This is a genomic window from Streptomyces sp. NPDC006283, from assembly GCF_040613325.1.
Taxonomy (GTDB): Bacteria; Actinomycetota; Actinomycetes; order Streptomycetales; family Streptomycetaceae; genus Streptomyces.
In genome coordinates, this window is the sequence record NZ_JBEXRZ010000419.1 from 1 (window position 1) to 2,380 (window position 2,380).

The 2,380-nt window shown below is 68.3% G+C and carries 2 protein-coding genes; both read right to left on the minus strand.

What is annotated here, in order from left to right; translation table 11 throughout:
- Positions 1–431 (minus strand): RRQRL motif-containing zinc-binding protein (locus ABZ070_RS36815; protein WP_356640501.1); only part of this gene is annotated, 431 nt, incomplete at its 3' end.
- Between the two features lie 169 nt (positions 432–600).
- Positions 601–2,283 carry an IS1182 family transposase gene (locus ABZ070_RS36820; RefSeq protein WP_356640503.1) on the minus strand — a complete coding sequence of 561 codons (1,683 nt, stop codon included), beginning with the start codon at positions 2,281–2,283 and terminating at the stop codon, positions 601–603.
- Between the last annotated feature and the right edge of the window lie 97 nt (positions 2,284–2,380).

Consider the following 2,380-nt stretch of genomic DNA (forward strand, 5'->3'; position numbering starts at 1 on the left):
TACCTGCCTCTTCCCCACAAGGCTGATCGTCCAGTCACCTGGCCATGGGACGCCCCGGTAGTTCGGAGAAGGCAGCTGCCGAGGGTGCGCAGCGGGAGGCAGTAGACGTAGCGGCGCAGGCAGCGTGGGCAGGTGGTGCGGGCAGCCATGGCACGGTCCAGCGCGGCTTCCTGCGCGAGGGTCGGAGTGCGCTTGGGCAGCGCGAGGTCGACCTGGTAGAGCCAGGCGAAGCGGCGGCCGCCGCGGCATTCGATCCGGGCGGCGGGTTCTTGTCCTCCAGGGCGAAGGCCCATGGCGCGCAGCTGGCGGCGGGTCGCGTATCCGGGGCCGGCCTGCCTCCACCGGAACACTGGCAACTCCCCGGTGCCGGGATCGTAGGGGTCGACGTCGACAACGCCGTGCTCCTGGTCGTGCTCGTCGCCGGTGGTCATGCCCGGCTCCAGGCGCCGGGGAACCGGGGCGGACGGTGCGGGAGGCGCGGGCCGGGTGGGGCGGGGCCGGCCGATTCGGCGGCGCGGGCGGGGCGTGAGCACGGCGGTCTCCTCCAGACGATGACGGAACGCGCCGCGCCCCGGCGACCAAGCAGGGTGATGCCGTTGGTTAATCCGGGGCCTGACCCTTCGCTCCGCCATAGATGGCGGAGCGAAGGGCTGCGAAGTGGCTGGTCCGGGTGCGGGCTCGTGGGCTGCCGATCAGGTGCGCGTCAATACGGGTCAGGTTGATCGCGGCGCCGGTGAGCTGATGCTGGAGGCTGGTCTTCGCCAGCCCGCGGTAGCGGGATCTGCGCAGGCCGCACGTGTGGACGCCTTGGGAGATCGTTCCTTCGATCCCGGCCCGGACCTTGTAGCGTTCCTTCCATTCATCGGCCTGCTGGAGCGCGCGGGCCTGCTGAAGCTCGTGATGCGCCTGCTGCGGCCGCAGCGTGATAGCCCGGCCCTTCTCCCTGAAGTTCGTCACGCAGTCGTGTACGACGGGACACGGGCGGCAGTCCCGCGCGGAGAACAGTGCACGGACGACGGGCAGGCCGTGTTGGGAGCGGTCCTCTCTCCAGCTGTGGTTTTCCACTCCGTTCGGGCAGGTCACCCGCTTCCTGTCCCAGTCCACGGTGAAGGCGTCCTGACCGTAAGTGCCGCTGCGGGCCTGTGGGTTGGTGACTGACTTGAGGGGCCCGTGCAGAGCGACGCCGTGTTCGCGGGCGTCCGCCATCGCGCTGGCGTTGGCGTAACCCGTATCGACCCAGTGTTCTTTCGGAAGCATGGCCCGTTCGGCCAGGGCGGCGTGGACCTCAGCCGTCATGCGGTCGTCGGACACTGTGGCGGTGGTGGTCACGACGTTGGTGATCAGGTTCGCGGTGTCCGGCTCGCAAGTCTCGGTGATGTGGACCTTGTAGCCGTTCCAGTGCAGGTCCTGTTTGATGCTGCCGCGCGCATCAACGTCATATGGAGTGACCAGGCGCATCGCCCCCCGCGGGCGGTCTTTTGGGCCTCTGTTCTCCACCTCCCCGTCCACCTGCTGGAAACACTGGACCCAGACCTGCCGCAATGTTTCCACCTGCCGTAACCGTCGCAACCCCTCCGGCGCTCCCGCCGCCCAGACGGCCTGAAGCAGACGTGTCCCGTCCCGGGCAGTCCGCAGAGTCGCTTCTTTCCGCTTGGTACGGCTCTTGGGGAAGTCGAATTCCGAGGCCGGCAATGAGTAGTGCTTGAACCAGTCGGGCTCAGTCTCCGCGACGCGGGCCGTCCACTCCGGATCTGCGTGAGCCAGCGCGTTGAGCGCGGCACGCATTGACTCAGTGATCATCTCAAGCCAGGAGAGTTCACGCGCAGACGTCAGCACGTGGGTGGAGTCCGTCCTGGCCCGGCCGGCTGTCCTCAACAGGCCCTTGTCCCGAGCAGCTACCAGGATGCCGTCCAGGACCCGTCGCCCGGCATCCGCCTGGACAAGCCGGTCCCGGAACTCCGACAGCACCGAGTAGTCAAAACCGGAGTCCTCCAGGTCCAGCCCGAGGGCGTACTTGAAGTCGATCCTGGCTCGCACCGCCTCCGCGGCCTGCCGGTCGGTGAGGCCCTCGACGAACTGCAGCACCAACACCAGTGCCAGCCTGCCTGGTGACCACGCTGGCCTGCCACGCGTTGGGAACAGATCGGCGAATTCTGCGTCGCCGAACAGCGGCCCCAGCTCGTCCCGGATCCTGATCGCGAGGCTTCCCTTCGGAAACGCCGCTCGTGCCACCCGCACCGTCTCCGCCGGAACCTGCCCCGGCCCCATCGGCTGCATCGACACAGCACCCACCCCCAACGCACGTCGGCCTTCACGACCCCAACTGGGGCGTAAAGGCCGACGTCACGCCGCGCCTCGAATTCGCCAACAGCGTCACCAA